This is a genomic window from Streptomyces sp. NPDC031474, assembly GCF_055581185.1.
The window spans coordinates 57,148-73,305 of the sequence record NZ_JBVIJX010000027.1 but is presented as its reverse complement, the minus strand read 5'-3'; the positions used below and the strand labels follow the sequence as shown (position 1 = coordinate 73,305).

At 71.2% G+C, this 16,158-nt stretch carries 15 protein-coding genes; 11 read left to right on the top strand and 4 right to left on the bottom strand.

Translation table 11 applies throughout. The annotated features are described in order from the left end of the window. Positions 1 to 17: 17 nt before the first annotated feature. From ACZ5SK_RS41800 to ACZ5SK_RS41790, 3 genes are all read right to left on the bottom strand, one after another. Positions 18 to 1,169: an AAA family ATPase gene (locus tag ACZ5SK_RS41800; RefSeq protein ID WP_230193449.1), complete on the bottom strand. Its 1,152-nt coding sequence runs from the start codon at positions 1,167 to 1,169 to the stop codon at positions 18 to 20. Between the two features lie 118 nt (positions 1,170 to 1,287). After that, on the bottom strand, positions 1,288 to 3,654 hold the full coding sequence (locus tag ACZ5SK_RS41795; protein WP_457495591.1) for a transposase: 2,367 nt from the start codon (positions 3,652 to 3,654) through the stop codon (positions 1,288 to 1,290). Positions 3,655 to 3,670: 16 nt separating this feature from the next. Further along, positions 3,671 to 4,429: a TnsA-like heteromeric transposase endonuclease subunit gene (locus tag ACZ5SK_RS41790; protein WP_457495592.1), complete on the bottom strand. Its 759-nt coding sequence runs from the start codon at positions 4,427 to 4,429 to the stop codon at positions 3,671 to 3,673. A gap of 564 nt (positions 4,430 to 4,993) precedes the next feature. Between ACZ5SK_RS41790 and ACZ5SK_RS41785 the strand changes: the two genes are divergently transcribed. From ACZ5SK_RS41785 to ACZ5SK_RS41770, 4 genes are all read left to right on the top strand, one after another. Then, entirely contained in the window at positions 4,994 to 5,959 is a 966-nt protein-coding gene (locus tag ACZ5SK_RS41785) for a hypothetical protein (protein ID WP_468577557.1), read from the top strand. Positions 5,960 to 6,025: 66 nt separating this feature from the next. Continuing rightward, positions 6,026 to 6,931 (top strand): helix-turn-helix domain-containing protein, encoded by a 906-nt coding sequence (locus ACZ5SK_RS41780; RefSeq protein ID WP_468577555.1) that lies wholly within the window; start codon positions 6,026 to 6,028, stop codon positions 6,929 to 6,931. Between the two features lie 11 nt (positions 6,932 to 6,942). Further along, a complete protein-coding gene (locus tag ACZ5SK_RS41775; RefSeq protein WP_468577553.1) occupies positions 6,943 to 7,971 on the top strand; it encodes an ImmA/IrrE family metallo-endopeptidase in 1,029 nt (342 codons plus the stop codon). Between the two features lie 144 nt (positions 7,972 to 8,115). Further along, positions 8,116 to 8,397, top strand: coding sequence for a DUF3892 domain-containing protein (locus ACZ5SK_RS41770; protein WP_457495596.1), 282 nt, complete (start codon positions 8,116 to 8,118; stop codon positions 8,395 to 8,397). 97 nt (positions 8,398 to 8,494) lie between these two features. Here the strand turns inward: ACZ5SK_RS41770 and ACZ5SK_RS41765 are convergent, their stop codons facing one another. Beyond that, complete coding sequence (locus tag ACZ5SK_RS41765) at positions 8,495 to 9,565, bottom strand: hypothetical protein (protein WP_468577551.1); 1,071 nt, start codon at positions 9,563 to 9,565, stop codon at positions 8,495 to 8,497. Positions 9,566 to 9,755: 190 nt separating this feature from the next. On the opposite strand from ACZ5SK_RS41765, the gene ACZ5SK_RS41760 reads away from it, so the two are divergent. From ACZ5SK_RS41760 to ACZ5SK_RS41730, 7 genes are all read left to right on the top strand, one after another. Next, positions 9,756 to 10,019, top strand: a complete 264-nt coding sequence (locus ACZ5SK_RS41760) for a helix-turn-helix transcriptional regulator (RefSeq protein WP_230193441.1) — start codon at positions 9,756 to 9,758, stop codon at positions 10,017 to 10,019. Between the two features lie 169 nt (positions 10,020 to 10,188). Then, positions 10,189 to 11,040 (top strand): DUF6083 domain-containing protein, encoded by an 852-nt coding sequence (locus ACZ5SK_RS41755; RefSeq protein WP_468577549.1) that lies wholly within the window; start codon positions 10,189 to 10,191, stop codon positions 11,038 to 11,040. Beyond that, on the top strand, positions 11,037 to 11,519 hold the full coding sequence (locus ACZ5SK_RS41750; RefSeq protein WP_468577547.1) for a hypothetical protein: 483 nt from the start codon (positions 11,037 to 11,039) through the stop codon (positions 11,517 to 11,519). The genes ACZ5SK_RS41755 and ACZ5SK_RS41750 overlap by 4 nt, the downstream gene beginning before the upstream one ends. Further along, positions 11,516 to 13,051, top strand: coding sequence for a UvrD-helicase domain-containing protein (locus ACZ5SK_RS41745; protein ID WP_468577575.1), 1,536 nt, complete (start codon positions 11,516 to 11,518; stop codon positions 13,049 to 13,051). The genes ACZ5SK_RS41750 and ACZ5SK_RS41745 overlap by 4 nt, the downstream gene beginning before the upstream one ends. Positions 13,052 to 13,690: 639 nt before the next feature. Continuing rightward, the gene (locus tag ACZ5SK_RS41740; protein ID WP_338674639.1) at positions 13,691 to 13,978 is read left to right on the top strand and encodes a helix-turn-helix domain-containing protein; all 288 of its coding nucleotides are present in this window, start codon (positions 13,691 to 13,693) and stop codon (positions 13,976 to 13,978) included. After that, positions 13,975 to 15,522, top strand: a complete 1,548-nt coding sequence (locus ACZ5SK_RS41735) for a helix-turn-helix domain-containing protein (RefSeq protein ID WP_468577545.1) — start codon at positions 13,975 to 13,977, stop codon at positions 15,520 to 15,522. The genes ACZ5SK_RS41740 and ACZ5SK_RS41735 overlap by 4 nt, the downstream gene beginning before the upstream one ends. Further along, on the top strand, positions 15,523 to 16,098 hold the full coding sequence (locus ACZ5SK_RS41730) for a transcriptional regulator (protein WP_457495600.1): 576 nt from the start codon (positions 15,523 to 15,525) through the stop codon (positions 16,096 to 16,098). Positions 16,099 to 16,158 lie beyond the last annotated feature (60 nt).

Here is a 16,158-nt window from a genome sequence, read left to right as displayed (position 1 = left end):
TCGAGGTCGGCCCGGCTTCACGGCTGGTTTGCGGCTGGTTGCCAGGGGCCGAGCTGGGTTGTCGCGGCTTTGAGCTCTCTCTCGGTGATGTTCTCGCTGCCGCTGTGGATCGCGATGACGGCGGCGGTGGAGATGACGTAGGTGAGGGCTTTGAAGTAGCCGCCGGTGAGCTGGTGCAGTTGGGCGGCGTGCTTACTGAGGGCGTTTTCCTCGAGCCGGTACAGGCTCAAGTCGGCCTCGAAGCTCGCCAGTACGCGCCGGAATACCTCCTGCTCCTTGACCTTGGTGCCCAGGGGCAGGGGGTGCAGCCACGTCACCGGCAGCAGCGCGGTGGGGGAGGGCGAGACGGGATCCGCCGGGCGGCCCGCCTGTTCGAGCCGTACCCGGTTCTCCGCGCTGACTCGGGTCAGGTCCTGGGCCAGGATGCGGGCCTGGTGCAGGAGGTGGCTGGCACCGGTGCCACAGAAGATGAGCGAGATGCCCAGCTTGTCGCGCAGGTAGTCGAAGTAGGGCAGTACGTTGGCCAGTTGCTGCGGCGAGGCGCGGTTGATGTCGTCGAGGAGCAGCAGGCGGGTCTGCGCCGTCTCCAGGACGTAGTTGACCGGCAGGGTCACGTCCTGGTGCCTGCGCATGTCCAGGACTTCCGCGAGGCTCTTCGGCTCGGGGTTGAGACCCAGGTACGAGCCGATCTCCCAGATCCAGTTCACCCTCAGCTCCGGGTCCGCGGGGGTGGTGATGTGGACCACCGGGATCGTGTTGGGCTGCCTGCCGTTCGTGGTGGTTTCGATCTCCTGCTGGGCGGTGCGTCCGATCGCCCGCAGCAGACAGGTCTTGCCGGTGCCCGCGGGCCCGTCGATGACATGGTCCATCAGGCCCTCACGGCTCCCGCTGTTGCGGTGGACCGCCTCGACGACCGTCTTCTGCATGTGCGTCATCGCGTCGGTGGGCACCATCCGCAGGTGCCGGTGGTAGGCGATGGCCTGTTCATCCGTCTTCCTGTCCTCGGTGGGACTGCTGCCCGCCGCCAGGACGGGCGGGTTCACCTCCTCGTCGACGAAGTGGGTCCAGCCGGTGAGCTGGAACAGCGGCAGAGGCCGCATCGGGGTGTCCCTCAGCTGCTGGCGCAGGCGGGCTTCACGCTTATCACGCAGTTCGACGGATGCCTTCATCACTTCTCCCTCATCACAGTTCCTGCCTCGACACCGGCAGACCGCCCCCGGGCCGGAGGACGCAGTCCGCCCCCACGAGTGCCGGACTGCGGCTGCGTCGGCCTCTGCCACCCGTCGCCTACATCTCCCATACGTCGCTCTCGTCCTCGTCACTGTCATCACCATCCGGATCGGGGTCGTCGAGGAGCTCTGCGTCGACGATCTCGCCTACAGATGCCGGTGCTTTGGCCGTGAGGGCCTGCGGCCCGCTGCCGTCGCCGTCGTCGGGGAAGAGCGCTGCGAGCGGATGCGGAGCCTGCCCGCTGTCCGAATTCGGCCCCACGTCGTCGTTGCCCGCGGGCAACGACGACGTGGCGGGTGCAGAGGGGGGCGCCATGGGGGAGATGGGCTGTGCCGGGTAGGGCCGCAGGGTCGACAGGTCGAACTCCTCCAGACTTGCGTACGGGTCCTGGGACGGTTGCTCGGTCGCCAACTCCAGTCCCTGGAAGAGCGGTTCGGCCCCGGTGCGCTTGGGCGGCGGTCTGCGGCTGCGCCGCCTGCGGTCGCGTTGCGCCAGGGACAGGGCGATCGCCTCCTCGTCCTTCGCGCTTCCGCCTGCCGCGCGGTGCTGCTCGGCGTGTTCCTGCCACATGTCCGCGGTCCACGGATCGTGCAGCAGGTGCCGGAGCCGGAAATCGCAGGTCACCCAGGTGTCGGCCGTGTGGTCGTACAACCACACCCGCTCGGGACGGTAGGGGTTGAAGCGGCATTCCCGCTGCTTCTCCCGGCCGGGCAGCTTCGAGTCGCCACGCAGGAGGATTTCCCGGTAGTGCCCGGCGTCCTGCGCGATGGGCTGATAGGTCCGATAGTCGATCATGAAGCCGCCCTTGCCGGGGATGACCCACTGCCGCAGCAGGAAGAAGCGGTTCTGGGCGGGGGAGAGCGGCACCGCACGGTAGCCGCTGCGGGCCACCTGGACTGCGTACATCTCGTTGGGCGACAGCACGACGCCTGGCCGGAACGGGTCGCGCAGCCCCGCGTCGGGGGTCTGCTGGTACTCCAGCGCCACCCACTCCTGGGCCATCTGCTGGAGCTCGGCGATCGTGTACAGCGGCATCCGGTCGATGCCGCGGCCGCGTTTCTTGTGGCTGCGGCCCTGCCAGCCGTGCGTGACGTGCTGACTGAAGCGGTGCGCGAGGGTGACGAAGAAGTGCTCGGGGAGCGGCTTGTCGGTCGGGGTCTTCTTGCGCGCCGGGCGGCGGGCGATGCGCAGCCGGTCGCAGACCTCGGTGAAGTGCTCGCTCACATAGGGGCTGCCCTGGTCGTAGATGATCAGCTCGGGGCGGATGACAGGGCGGGCGGCGGTGGCCTCGGTGAACCGCTCGTCCGCCGCCCGCAGCGCTCCGAACGGCAGACTGGAGGCGGCGGCCGCACTCAGCGGGTCCCAGCCGGGCATCACCGGCCAGGGCGCGAGAGCCTGGGCCAGCATCAGGGTCAAGTCGATCGCCCGGGTCGCCTGGCCCGCCTGCCCGCTCTCGGCGTCCCGGGGACGGCTGGGTGTGATCATCAGCGCGCACGCGCTGTGGTTGGCCACATCGATGAGCGTGGTCAGCTCCGTGGCGGTGGGCCGGCCGTCGTCGCCGCGGGCCAGAATCCGCAGCGGCGTGGTGTCTGCCTGGGTCACCTGTCCCGGCCGCAGCACGACCTCGCGCCCGCCATGGGGCAGCGGCGGCGTGGAGGCCAGAGCGGCTCGGGCCCGTGTCGGCTGGTCCAGGGCATCGGCCAGGCCGGACTCCTTCATCCGCAGGTAGAAGGTGGAACGGGAGGGCAGCAGAGCCGCCACGGCAGCCGAGCCGAGTTCCTCGGCGTACCGCGAGTGCAGCAGGTCCTCGACTTCCTCGCGGATCACGTCGATGGTCACGTCCGACGCGTGTGCGCGCCGGGCCACCACCTCCTGCATGGCGGTCAGACACCGCGGGTCGGTGAAGCCCCCCGGCCGTTTGTCCCGCGGCCCGGGCAGCAGGACGACCGGGTTCTCCCCGGCCGCTTTCCACTTGCGCCGCTTGTCGGCGAGGGTGTGGGCGGAGCAGCGGACGCCGTCGGCGGCCAGCCGCGCCGACATCGCGGCGCACCGCTGGGCCAGCGTCGTGCCCGGCCCGAATCCCCGCGCATGCTCACTCCTGCCCGGCGCCAGACCGGTGTCGATCTCCACCATGCGCGCCTGCCACAGCGCGGCCTCCTCCTCCCGGCCCTCCTGCCGTCCCCACCCGCCAAGGGCCGCACCGTCCGCGACCGGTGCCCCACCGCCGCTGACGACGGCGAAGTCCTCCGCGCCCACCAGCCACCGGTACGACACCGCCCGGGGCACCTCCTGGCCGCCGTCCTGCGGCACCAGCGTGACCTGCGCCCCCTGCCACGCCACCACTTCCCACTCGCGCCCCTGCCAGCGCACCCCCGCCCCGATGGACAGCGACCCCGCAAGCCGGCCCTCACCTGACCCCGCCATGCGCCCCCTTCCGCCTTCAGGCCGTCCAGGCCGCGGCGTCGGGCAACAGCGGCCGCGCGATATCGAACAGCAGCCGCCGTTGCCACAGCATCCGGTAGGCGAGGTCCAGACCCGTCAGCTCGTCCAGCCCGCTCGCCGCCACCCCCGCCCGCAGCCCCATCGGCTCCCTGAACGCCTCCAGCAACGCCCGCCCCTGGCCGTCCTCATCGCCTTCCGGGAACCGGTAGCCGGCCAGCCACCCCAGATTGCGTCCACGCACTCCCGACGGCTCCCGCACCTGCCGCACCCGCCACCCGGCCGCCCGCGCCACCTCGTCAATCACCTGAAGCCTCACTGAGGGCAGGCTCTCCCGGCCGGACGGCCTCAGCACCAGCACCTCGCGCACGCCACCGGCCGTGCGGGCGAGGAAATCCGGGCGCCACCGGCGAAGACGGCCCCCCGCCCGCCACCGCAGCTCCACTGGCCCGGCACTGAACGCCGCCCAGCCCGGCTCGAAGTCCAGTTCCACCGCCAGCCGCCACTGCCGCAGGCTGCCGCACACCACGGTCTGCTCCCGGGTCGCCACCGGCCAGTAGGTGATGATGCCCTTGCGGCCCCGGTAGGGCACCGGCTCGCTCACCGGCCCGAACTCCTCCAGCGCCACCCCCCGAAGCCCGGCCGCGCCGCACGAGTGCACCGGCCCGTACGGCTCGCGGTACAAAGCCACGACGCCCTGCCCCGCGCCCGGCACCGTCTCACCGTCCACCAGGTCGCCGGGGGCGCGCACCGTGCTCACGCCGCCCACCTCTTGTCGCGCCGCAGCGCGGTCCCGCGGGCCTGCCCGGCCGCCAGTTCCTCCGGTTCCAGTCCCTGACCGTGCATCAGTCGGCGCCCGAATCCGCCCGCCACCATCGGCCTCCGTACCGGCAGCGGCCGACGAGAGCCGGATCGCCAGTCCTCCTCCACCTGTTCACCCACCCCTCTGGCCTGTTCCGGGTGATGCCGCTTGCGGCAGCCCGGTATCCCCATGCTGCGCCGCGCCGCGCTACGAGAACGTCACCGCCCGCCGGATACGCCTGAAAGGGTGAACAGGCTGGCGAATAGGGAGGGCGCCGGGTAGTGGCCGCCCGCGTCGTGCGTGTCGGTGTGGCTGTTGAACTCGCCCGCCAAGAAGCCGACTTGGCTCTGCGGGAGGTCTCCTGCGCCGATCAGTCCCGGGAAAGAGAGAAGAGGTCCAACTACGGGCGAACGCGCCTGCGGTTCCCGGTCCAGGGCGTGTTGCCTGGTGTGGCTGAGACGGCAGGTGTATGCAGACAGGAAGCCTGGTTCACGCGGTCCGGGCGGGTCGGGGGGTGAGCCGGTGACGGGTGGAGCGTACGAAGAGCTGTCGCAGACGGGCGAACCCGGGCCGAAGACGCTGGAACTGCTGCTGCGCATGGTCCACCAGGTGCGCCGTGCGTCGGGGTTTCCCCCGCCCGAGGGATACACGCAGTGGAGCGACGACGCGGCCTACGACGTGATCACGGCCATGCTGACCCGCGAGGGCGCAGGCCAGAAGTTCGTGACCGCCTGCTTCGCGCTGGCCATCAGCGAGGCCACGCTGGAGCGGCTGTTCCTCGCGTCGATCAAGAACTTCCTCATCGACGAGGCGAAAAAGACCCCGCGGGGCAAACTGCGGCGCCGCATCGCCCGGCTGATGAGCGAGGACACGTCCTTCCGCCGCAGGCCGGGCTCCCCGCCGCGGTGGGCACTGAACGGCCTGCCCGAGGACGCGGTGTGGCAGGGCGACCTCGACGATCTCATCGCCGAGGCCTCGCGCGTGGACGGCGTCGGGATCACCCGCTGGAACCGCTCCGGGCCCACACCCCGTAAAACGGTCCAGGCCCTCATGACCGTTCTCATGCAGGTCCTCCGGCACGCCCAGGGGGCGGTGCGGGAGGAAGACCTCGCCAAGGTCCTCGAGTCACGGTTCGGGCTGTTGGCCCCGGCCCGTTTCGCCACGCTCTTCGCCGACGACGGGGCATTCGTCGATCCGGCCGAAACCGGCACGGTGGCGACCCTTGCCGACTCCACGGGCGCCGGCGGCGACGCTGAAGACATCTGGCAGCGGCTGACTGCCAACGAGCGGCTACTGCTGCCCTACCTGGACGAAGACGCCCATCATGCAGCGCAGCTGCTGGAGATCGGACAGGCCCAGGCCGGGGCCGTTCTGGCAGGGCTGAAGGAAAAGCTCCGGCTTGCCCTGTCCGAGGACAGGGACCGAGAAGCGGTCATGCGAGCGCTGCTACGACGCTGCGAGGACCCACCCCCTGAGCCGCCCCTGTGACGTCGTCCGTATCCAGTGAGAAGAGAATGCGCAGATGGACCACAGCCGAGGAGAGGGGGAGACACGATGAACCCTGCCCAGAGCAGCGCCTACGAGCGGCTGGTAGCTGCTGCGGCGGGACTGAAAGTGCCCGCCGCCGTCCGGGAGGTCGCCACTGCGCCGCCCCGGGATCCTGAGCCCAGCCAGATCTGGAGAGCGGTCTGGGCCGACACCATCCAGCTGCTGGTGATCACCGCGGTCGCAGACGACACGGTGCAGGCTGTTCCAGTCTCCTTCGAACGCTACGCCGACACGGACACCCTGCTGCTGCCCGCCGGCGCCTCCACACTGGAGCAGCCGCTGGCCCTGTGGTGGGGACTGCAACTGTCCCTGCCCTGGTACGTGCTGGACCGCCAGATCAGCCAGTTGACCCTGCCACTGCCCGCCTCCACGGGCCCGACCCTCCCCCACGAGGTGCCGCCGGGCGCGACATGGGGGAGCACCACGCCGCACCCCACGGCCGCAGCGGCCGAGTACCGGGCCGTCCTTGCTGACGGCCTCGCGGAACTGAGCGGCGCACAGTGGGTGCCACACGGATCGGGGGTCCTGCCCGAACTGCTGCAGCGCCGAGGCATCACCATCAAACAGCTGGCCTCACAACTGGGCCTGCAGCCCCCCCACGCCCTGGCGGTGTGGCGGGGACAAGCACCGCTCGCGCCCGAGCAGGCAGAAAGCCTCGCCGCAGTACTCGGTGTTGGCGCCGATGAGGTCCTGGCGGCCAATCCGGCCCTGCCCGCCCCCGTGATCCACGAACTCGGCCGCCCCTCGCGCCGCCCCCAGGTACGCGCCCTCGCCACCCGCACCGCGACGAGCGAACCCGACGCCCGCCGCCGAGCCGCCTTCGGAATCTACGCCCTGGCGGCACGCCAGGAAGGCAGCACCACCGACTGGGGTGCGAGAACGGACCGCTACTTCGAACTCCACCTGCACTAGCGAGGTCAGCTGTGGTCAACTACGTACTCGCAGCCACTGCACGTCACCAGGCCACCGCGATGCTGGCGGAACTGGAGACGCACACCCCGGGCGCAGCGCAGCGCCTGGCGCGCTCGGCCTTCACCGAACTGCAGACCTGGCCGGAGCTGACCGTCGACCTTGTCCCCGAAAGCCAGGCCGGTTCCCGCTGCAGTGTGGCAGGCGCCTACGACGTCGGGCCGCCTGCGCGGATCTCCGTCGCCGAGGCGGCCAGTCCCGCCCGCCGGGACTTCACCGCCCTGCACGAGCTGGGCCACCACCTCCAGAAGAACAGCTTCGACCTGATGACGGCCTTCGAGAGCCAGTCCGACGGCGGCCTGCAGCTGGAGGACGCGGCCTGCGACGCCTTCGCCGCCGAGATCCTGCTGCCCACCCCGCTCGTCGACCACCACCTGGATGCCGCCGGCCCCACCGCTGACACGGTCGCCGACCTGTGGCGGGCGGGAGCCGCCTCCCGCATGGCCGTATGCGTGCGCGCCGTCCAGCATCTGCCCGCCCCCGGACACATCCTCCTGCTCGATGACGGCGGCCGAATAGCCTTCGCCGCCTCCCACGGCCTGCCACCCCTGCGCCGAGGAAGCTTCCAGGGCGACATCCCGGTCATCGACCGGGCCCGCGCCTCCGGCCCCGGACGCGCGCAAGGGCGCACCCAAGTCCGCTACCGCGACGGCATCCTGGGACGGGAATTGCACGCGCAGACCGCGCCGATGGGCGGCTACCTGGTCGCCGTCCTCGTCACCGACTCCGCCCCCTGGCGCCGCTTCACGCCCCCCACCAAGGACACCGGCCCCCAGGCAGGCGACTACCTCTGCGCACACTGCGACGAGGAGTACCGCTCCTTCGATCCCGCCTGCTCCGCATGCCGCGTCCCCCACTGCCCCGAGTGCGGCCGCTGCGCATGCACACCGCGCGTGAACGAACGCCTGTGCCCGGGATGCTTCATCAAGCATCCGCCCGCGATGTTCGCCGACGGCAGCGACCGCTGCCTCGACTGCTCCTGACACCCCGCCAGCCCCTCCAGGACACTCCCGTTGCGCTACCCGCGAGTTACGTCGTCCGTCCCAGGCGAAGCACCCCGCACCCGGGGTGACGAGTCCCGGCGCCGGCTCCGGAACTCCGTCGGGCAAGGCCGGCAGAAGAGAACCATGGCCATCCAGATCACCGCGGTACGCCTGTCCGGCGGCACCATGCACGAGCACATCACCCACCTGTGGTGGACCGACCCGGCGGACGGCAAGACCGGCGACAACACCCGGGCGCAGATCGTCACCTGGATCGAAGATAAGAACGGCCAGGCCTACACGAGCGATGCGGGCGGCCACCGGGCGGAGGTCGTCGTGGTGACCCCGCCGCGCGGCGAGAAGTACCTGCAGACCCGCGCCGACGGCCGGTTGACCAACAACCTCCTGGCCCTTCCCCGCCGCTGAGCACTCCCGCCCTGGGGCGGAGGAGAGGGCCGGCCGGGCCGCTCCTGGGGTGCACTGCCCCAGTAGTGGCCCGGTCTTCCGAAGAACTTACGGGCCGTCACGGACTGCTTCTCGGCTGCCGTGAGAAGGCTTCGGATCGTGCGGCGTCTTCGCCGCGCGGAGAGTGCGCGGGCAGCTCCCACCGGACCTCGCCGCTGTCGTGATGATGGTGCCAGGCGGTCACGAGGCGGGTGCGGACCAGTTGGTCGAGGAGGTCCTCCAGTTGCTGGGGCGGCTGCCCGCACTGGTGGGTGAGGGCATCGAGCTCGCCCCCGCCCGCCCCGGCAGTGCTGTGAGCGGCGAGGGCGAGTGCGGTCAGCCGCAGGGCGGAGGGCAGGGCGGGCGAGAGGGCCAGTGGAGCGGGTTGCAGGGCCCATTGGGCGGCGCGGACGCGCCCGGTGCGTCCGGGGGCCTGGTGGAGGACGGCGGCGTCGAGCAGCTGTGCCTGGACGGGGGAGCATCTGCGGCTGGGGCGGTGCAGCCAGCCGGCGTGCTCCAGCTCGAGCCACAGCTCCGCGCGGCCATGAAGCCGCATGCCGCGCAGGAACCCGTGGGGCAGGCGGATCTGCCCGTGGCGGTCGGCGCGCAGTGCGCACTGCAGGGCGAGCAGCCGGGCGGCGGGGGAGGAGAAGCGGGGCAGCGCTGTGGCGAGGTAGGTGAGCATTTCGCGTACGCGCTGCTGTTCTGCCGGGCCGAACGCGGGCGTGTTGCGCGCAGGGCGCGCCCTGCCGGCGGCCGGCAGGGCGCGGCCGGTGCCGAGCAGCGTGGGCGGCACGACGGCGGTGTGGCTCATCGCCGCCGCGCAGGCGGCGCAGGCATCGGCCAGCCGCCATGCGCGCCCGCTGCGGTCGCAGGTCAGGGCGAGCAGGACAGGTCCCGCGCAGCCGCGGTGGCGGGGGTGCCAGTGGCAGCCTCTCGTCCGGCACTGGCAGGTGCGCAGATGCCCGGGCAGCGCGTCGGCGCGGGCGTGGCGGGCCAGATGGGTGAGGGCGGCCGAGCGGGCGGAGGTGGCTGGCAGGACAGGGCTGTGTGCGCAGCGGGGACAGGTCAGGGCCGGCCCGCCCGTCTGCGGGCGCAGGTGCACCGTCCAGATGCGCTGCACCGTGGCGTGTGTGCTGGCAAGCCGCATCGGCTCGTTGTTCCTCCGTTCTGGTCCGCGTCGGCCTCGCGCGGTGGCCTCCCGGACGTACGCGGGAGCCGCCCGCACCGTAGTGCAGATCCCTGCACTCGCGCAGAGCGGGCGCCCGGCGCGCCCACCTGCACTGATAGTGCAGAAATCCGCACTGACAGGGCAGGTGTCTGCACCGTCGGATGGTGGGGTGACGATCTTGCCGCCCGACCCGGACCGCGACGCCCTGCGTGTGACGCTGGCGCGGCTGAGGAACGCGCGCGAGTGGACCTTCGACGAACTCGCCGGCCGCAGCGGCCTGGCCCGGCGCACGCTGATCGACCTCGAACACGGCCGAGCCGCCGGCACGGTCACCACCTGGCACGCCCTCGCGCACGCCTTCGACGTCCCCATCGAGCACCTGCTCGGCCCGCTCTGCGACAACCACACCCCGCCCGGATCCAAGGGGGCCTGACCTCCACCGCGCCAGGCCCGGCGCGCGGCGTAAATCACCCGGACCGGCGAACACGTGCAGAACGCGCGTGCGGTGCATCGTGCTGGCGTTCGGTATCGCTGGGCCGCTCGGGGGACTGTCCGCCCGCCTGCCCCGCTCCAGGGGCGTGTCGCTTGGCACCGTCCTCGCTATGCGCCCCAACTCCGCCCCCACTGGCTGCCACTGGGACGGCGGCCCCCGCACGGTGCCGGTACGCCGTCCGCTGCGAGTGGCCGCCACCAGCCCCAGCCGTCTGCTGCGCGCCGGCCAGAGCGGCCGCTGCCGCCGCTGCGGCAACCGCATCGACTTCTACCAGCGCGCCGACGGGCGGCCCATCGCCCTGCATCCCGCCGAACTGACCGCCGTTCACGTCCCCGGCTCCTGCCGCTGGCACCTGAGCTCCGGCATCGCCCACCCGCACGGCGACGGCAGTGCATGGTGCCGCATCCCGCACGCTGTGCTCTGCCCACGGCGCACGCTCACCTGCCGGATCGGCCCGCCTCTGGAGTCGGTGCGCCGCCAACTCGCTGTCCGAACCCGCCGTCTGATCGACACCGGCGCCTTCACCCCCACGCTTCCCCCCGCCAGTGCGGCGCCCGCCGACACCGACCGCCCCGCCCGGCCGGTCGTGCGGATGCTGCTGGGCTGCTACCTCGCTGAGGGCCCTGTGGAGGCCATCCGCTGCGTAGCCCAGACGAACCACCGCCACCGTTGCCTCCGCCCCGTCCTGGCCCCGGACAGCCCGGCTGGAGCCTGGAGACTGCTGTCCATCGGCCCTCGACGCGGCCAACTCGTCCTGCCCGCACAGACGATGGCTGTCTACGACCTCAGCTGGCTGCCTCACGCCGAGCAGCGGCGCTGGCGTATCCAGCGGTGCCCCGCACACGCCGTCACCCACGGCGCCGCCGACCTGACGCTGGCCGGATGGCAGGTCTTCGATCCCCTCCGGCACGCAGTGCACATCCGCACCCGTCTCCCGCACGACCCCGGAGGCGCGGCATGACGATGGCGCACCACGCCCTGGAAATCGCTCTGACCCGATCCCTCACCGCGACCGAACTCCATCACGCCGCCCGCACGATGCCGCTCGCCGCCAACCACGACGCCACCCGGCTCATGACCGTCGTACGCGCCAAGACCCCGGGAAAGGCCCTCACCCGACTGCGCCGCCGGATCGGCACACAGCTGCCCATCGACGTCATCACCACGCACTACCCCGACCGAAGCGGCAAGATCCTCCTCAACGTGGCCTTCCCGCGCGCCGCACACACCGCTATCGCGGCGGCGGCCGACCGCGCAGCACAGACCCCTCAACGCTTCGTGGAGCTGGCCCTTTACCGGGCCCTGGCCCAGCACGCCAGCGATGAGGCCGACCGCCTCGACTGTGCCGTGCAGCAGCTGCTCGCCCACACCACCCCCGCCCATCTCGTCGCGGCCGTCGGACACGCCCTGACCCGCACTTCCGGAGCCGCGCCGTGCTGAAGCCGACCGACGAACAGGCCGCCGCGGCCGACGCCTTCCACGCCGGCGATCACCTGGCCCTGCAAGCCGGCGCGGGTACCGGCAAGACCACCACGCTGGCCCAGCTCGCCCACGCCACGCGGCGCCGCGGCCGCTACCTCGCCTACAACCGGGCCATCGCACAGGACGCCACTGCCCGCTTCCCCCGAAGCGTCCTGTGCAAGACCGCCCACGCCCTGGCCTACGCCGCCGTCGGCCACCGCTACGCCCACTGTCTCAACGCCCCCCGCCGCCCCGCCTGGCAGACCGGGCAGGCCCTCGGCATCACCAAAGCCATCCGGATTGGCGAACGCGATCTGTCACAAAGAACGCTCTCCAACGCCGCTCTGCGTACGGTGGCCCGCTTCTGCCACAGCGCCGACCCCGTCATCACCCGCCACCACGTCCCACGCCTACGCGGGCTGGAAGACCGCGGCCTGCACGCCGAACTCGCCGCCCACATCGTGCCCTTCGCCAGCAAGGCGTGGAACGACCTCCAGCACCCCGGCGACGGCGCGGTCCGCTTCGACCACGACCACTACCTGAAAATCTGGGCCCTCACGGCCCCGAAAATCGACGCCGACTTCCTCCTCCTCGACGAGGCCCAGGACACTAACCCCGTCGTCGAACAGATCTTCCTCAATCAGCGCAGCCACGCCCAACTCGTCATGGTCGGCGACTCCGCCCAGGCCATCTACCACTGGCGCGGCGCCAAGGACGTCATGACCGGCTTCGACGGCACCCAACTCGCCCTGTCGAAGTCCTTCCGCTTCGGCCCTCAGCTCGCCGAGGAGGCCAACCGCTGGCTGGCCATCGCCGACGCCCCGATCCGCCTCACCGGCAGCGAGAGCGTGCCCACCGACCTCGGCCCTGTCACCCGGCCCGACGCGGTGCTGTGCCGTACCAACGTCGGTGCCATGGCCCAGGTCATGGACCTCCTGGCCGCCGGATACCGGGTGGCCCTGGTCGGGGGCGGAGACAGCCTGCGCGCCCTGGCCCTGGCCGCCCGTGACCTGAAGGAAGGTCGCCGCACCACCCACCCCGAACTCGTTCTGTTCACCGCCTGGGGCGACCTGCAGGACTACGCCGCCCACGACCCGGCCGGACGTGACCTGCAGCCGCTGGTCGACCTTGTGGACACCCTCGGCACCGACGCCATCCTGGCCGCCGTCGCCCAGCTCGCCCCCGAAAACCAGGCAGAGGTGACCGTCTCGACCGCCCACAAGGCCAAAGGCCGCGAATGGGCCCGCGTGAAGATCGCCGACGACTTCACCCCGCCCCCGGACAGTGACCAGCAGGACGACACCGGCTGTGCTCTTCCAGGCCCTATCGATGACGGTGAAGCCCGCCTCGCCTACGTGGCCGTCACCCGCACGCGCAGATGCCTCGACCTCGGCGGCCTGTCCTGGATCAACCAGCATCCCGACGGCGGTGGCGTATCAGGCGGCCCCGCGCCGGTCCCCGGTCCTCTCCCGGAGGCGTTGACGCCCCGATGTGTCGCACAGCTCCGGTAGGCATTTCGCTCCCCGGCCCATACCCACTGCCCGGTGTCGGCGAAGCCCAGTGTGGCGAGATGGCGCGCGGCGTCGAGGCCGTCCGCTGTCCACAGACGGCCCCGGGCAGGCTCTTGAAGTCATGGACATCAGTTCGCAGGGTATCGCCCGGAACAGCAGGAAGACGCCGCGTTGCGAGCGTCACGATGCCTTCCTCCACCCGGAAGAGCAGGCCGAGTTGGCCGCACGATTCCCGGCCGGTCACCAGGCGCAGATGACGTTCCTTCTGGCCTGTTATGCCGGCAACGCTTCTGTGGTCGCTGCGCTCTTGGGCACCCGGGCGCGTACGGTGCACCGTCACTGCCGCAGATGGCCGCCACCGCCCATGCCTCGGCTGCGCCGGGCCCTGCGCCGCCGTGTCCTGGATCTCGTGTGCCCGCGATGCCTGTCCGATCGTGCGGTGGAAGAGGCGCGTTGGGCGAAACGGGAAGCCCGGCGCGCGGCCCGACGGATTCCGCGTGATCGGGGTGGCCTGGATCGCTGCCACCCACGTGCCCGAGAACCTTGAGCTCCCTCAGGAACTGAAAGCTTTCCTGCATTATTAGTACTGAAAAGCTTTCTTAGATGCGAAAGTTGCATCAGATCAGGTAGGCTGGAGGTATGGGACTGGCCTTGGAGGAGTCGTTGCGGCTGACGGTGGCCGCATTGATGCAGGTGACGGGTGACTCGCAGCGGTCGGTCGCGGGGGTGCTGGGACTGACGCAGACGCAGGTCTCGCGCCGGCAGTCGGGTGCCGTTTCATGGAGTCTGCGCGACGTCGACGTCCTGGCCGCGCACTACGGCATCAGTGCGCTGGACCTGCTGGCGGGTCCGACCAGAGCGTGCGAGGTGCTGCCCGCCGACCGGCGCCGTTCCGCCCGGGCCGAGACGAAGGGGACAGGCCGGTGAGCGACTTCGACGCGATCGACTCGCTGCTCGACGCCGTCGGCCCACAGGCCGAACTCCCGCCCTGCCAGGTACGCCGCGAGCTGCGGGAGCGGGCCCGGCTGTCCAAGGCGCAGGTGGCACGCGCGCTCGGCGTGAGCCCGTCCACCCTCAGCGGGTGGGAGAGCGGCCGCGACCCGGCCGGCGAGGTCCGCACCAAATACGCCTACCTGTTGGAGGGACTGAAAGCCAAGCTCGCCACCGCCACCGAGAACACGGCGATGCCGGCTGAGGAGCAGCCCGTGGCGTCGGGCACTGCTGCGGCGGCCGTCGCCTCTTCGTCTTCGCTGGAACCCGGCCAGGACGAGGACGAGGTGGAGCTGCTCGCCGTGCCCGAGCCGTGCGTACTGTGCGGCCGTCCCGCCGAACAACGCGTGGCGGGGTTCGCTCAGCACCTAAACCCCTCCGAATGCCAGGCAACGCCCACCGAAACCCCGAAGCATCCGCCCACCGCGCCATCTACCCAGGCCCAAGAGCCGCGTACAACACGCCCGCCCCGCTCGTCCGGCGGGAAAGATGCGGCCCCGCGCGGACGGTCGTTCCAAGAGCCGTCCGGGCCGGGCGACGTGATCCACGAAGCGGTTCGCGCCGCGCTGGCCGAGCACCAGGGCGATATCGAAGCCGCGAGCACCGCCCTGCTGAAGCGGGCCATCCCGGACGCGATGCGCCTGCTGGACGAGACCCGCAAGGGCGCCCGCTACGACGTGATCGCCCACCCCTGGATCCCCGACATCCTCAAGAAGCAGACCTCCAAGGGCGCCGACCAGATCTGGGAGGCGCGCCCCAAATGGACCCGCACCGCCCTCCCGCCCGGCCAGAACGAGGTGACCGCACTCGACATCAACGGCGCCTACCTCTCGGCGCTCAAGACCCACCTCCCGCTCGGCCAGCTGGAACACTCCACGGGCTTCGCCCACGACCGGCGCCGCGCCGGAGTCCACCTGATCACCCCGCCCGCCTGGGAGCACGACGCAGTGCTGCCCAACCCGATCGGCCAGCGCGACGAACCAGGCCCCCTGTGGGTCACCGAGCCGACCCTGCGCCTGCTGCTGCGCCTGTCCGGCCCGAAGCACCGCCTGTGCGAGCCGCCCGAGATCCACGAGTCGTACACCTCGGGAGCCACCGAGAACCTCCTGGAGAAGTTCCGGATCGCCCTCAAGGACGCCCGTGACACCGCGATCGCTGACGGCGACGGGCTGACGCTTGAATACGTGAAGGCGATGTACTCCAAGTTCGTGTCCACGATGGGGGAGTCGAACTACAACCGGGAGCTCTACCGCCCGGACTGGATGCACATCATCCGCTCCCAGGCCTTCGCCAACCTCTGGATGAAGGCGCTCAAGGCCCATGACGCGGGACTGACGGTCGTACGGGCGATGGGCACCGACGAACTCCACGTCATCGGAGACTGGCGCCGTGTCTTCCCTGAAGGCCGCGGTGTTACCGAGGTCAAGGTCAAGGACACGTACACCGCCGGCACCGAAGCCGGCGCAGGGCAGGAGCAGTAAATGCCGGAGAAGAACATCGACTTCGGGAAGTTCGGCGCGAGCGGGATCAAGGGCAGTGAAGCCGTCGCCCGCCAGCTCGACTGGCTCGCCGCTCACATCGCCACCCCGGTGACCGCCAGGCGCGGCCTGATGGCACGACTGCACTACCTGACGACGTCGGACAGGGCCTGGCAGGCAGCCAAGGACGCCGGACTGACCGTGAGCGACCGGACGCTGAAGGCATGGCTGGAGGGCACCCGCCGTCCCTCGAAGGCCAACCTGGAACGCATCGACGCCGCCTACCAGGCGGTGCGGCGCCGCAACGTCGCCCGCCACCTCACCGCCCGCCTCAACCGCGAGGGCCGCGGCACCCGGGTGGAGATCCACCCCCTCGACCAGTCCGGCGTGGCGCGCCAGCTCCAGCGGGTGGTGGCACACCGGACGATGAACGTGCGCCGCTGGGACAAGATCGTCGCGTCCTGGGCGGCCGGTGACCACCAGGGCCTGGACGACGCCTGGACCGCCGATGTCCTGCCCGATCTCGGCTCCCAGTGGGGCCAGTACGAGTACGTCAAAAACATCGGCTTCGCCGCGTAGACGCCGCCCATCTCTCGGGCCGGGGGGAGGGATGCCGGACGCTTCACCGGGGTGACCGGA

Coding starts and splice junctions, on each gene's coding strand:
- ACZ5SK_RS41800 (WP_230193449.1), bottom strand. CDS start 1,169: ATGAAGGCATCCGTCGAACTGCGTGATAAGCGTGAAGCCCGCCTGCGC.
- ACZ5SK_RS41740 (WP_338674639.1), top strand. CDS start 13,691: ATGGGACTGGCCTTGGAGGAGTCGTTGCGGCTGACGGTGGCCGCATTG.
- ACZ5SK_RS41780 (WP_468577555.1), top strand. CDS start 6,026: ATGAACCCTGCCCAGAGCAGCGCCTACGAGCGGCTGGTAGCTGCTGCG.
- ACZ5SK_RS41770 (WP_457495596.1), top strand. CDS start 8,116: ATGGCCATCCAGATCACCGCGGTACGCCTGTCCGGCGGCACCATGCAC.
- ACZ5SK_RS41730 (WP_457495600.1), top strand. CDS start 15,523: ATGCCGGAGAAGAACATCGACTTCGGGAAGTTCGGCGCGAGCGGGATC.
- ACZ5SK_RS41765 (WP_468577551.1), bottom strand. CDS start 9,565: ATGCGGCTTGCCAGCACACACGCCACGGTGCAGCGCATCTGGACGGTG.
- ACZ5SK_RS41795 (WP_457495591.1), bottom strand. CDS start 3,654: ATGGCGGGGTCAGGTGAGGGCCGGCTTGCGGGGTCGCTGTCCATCGGG.
- ACZ5SK_RS41755 (WP_468577549.1), top strand. CDS start 10,189: ATGCGCCCCAACTCCGCCCCCACTGGCTGCCACTGGGACGGCGGCCCC.
- ACZ5SK_RS41750 (WP_468577547.1), top strand. CDS start 11,037: ATGACGATGGCGCACCACGCCCTGGAAATCGCTCTGACCCGATCCCTC.